This is a genomic window from Mesorhizobium sp. M4A.F.Ca.ET.022.05.2.1 (assembly GCF_003998845.1).
In the GTDB taxonomy this organism is placed as follows: Bacteria; Pseudomonadota; Alphaproteobacteria; order Rhizobiales; family Rhizobiaceae; genus Mesorhizobium.
In genome coordinates, this window is sequence record NZ_RZOJ01000821.1 from 1 (window position 1) to 540 (window position 540).

Sequence of the window (540 nt, forward strand, 5' to 3'; positions counted from 1 at the left end):
TTCGGCATGTGAGGGGGCGTCGCGCCAATCCCCGAGGTTGGCGATTGGCGAAACCGGCAGCGACAGCCAATCTCCCCCACAAGTGGGGAGATTGGCTGTTTCAACGCCGCGCAAAAAGACCTACTGCCGCAACCCCACTGCGCAGCACATCTTGGCAGAACAGTGCCAACTCGCGCCCAATCTGGACCTACACGCCGCGCCTGAATCCCGCTAGACAACCCCCATGAACCAGCACGCCAAGCTGCGATTCGGCCATTCGGCCTGTCCGCACGACTGCCCGTCCACCTGCGCGCTCGAAGTCGAGCTGCTCGACGAAAACCGCATTGGCCGCGTCCATGGCGCCAAGGCCAACAGCTACACGGCTGGCGTCGTCTGCGCCAAGGTCGCCCGCTATGCCGACCGCGTTCATCATCCCGACCGCCTGCTGAAGCCGCTGATCAGGGCGCGTGCCAAGGGCGAGGGCGCCTGGAAGGAATCCAGCTGGGACGCGGCGCTCGACCTCGTCGCCGAGAAGTTCCTCAAGGCTGAGGAGACATACGG

Annotated in this window: 1 protein-coding gene; it reads left to right on the top strand. The window is 64.6% G+C overall.

Annotated elements, in window-relative coordinates:
- Positions 1-223 precede the first annotated feature (223 nt).
- Positions 224-540, top strand: a 317-nt coding sequence (locus EN745_RS35620) for a molybdopterin-dependent oxidoreductase (protein ID WP_145992367.1), incomplete at its 3' end; no start/stop codon positions are given.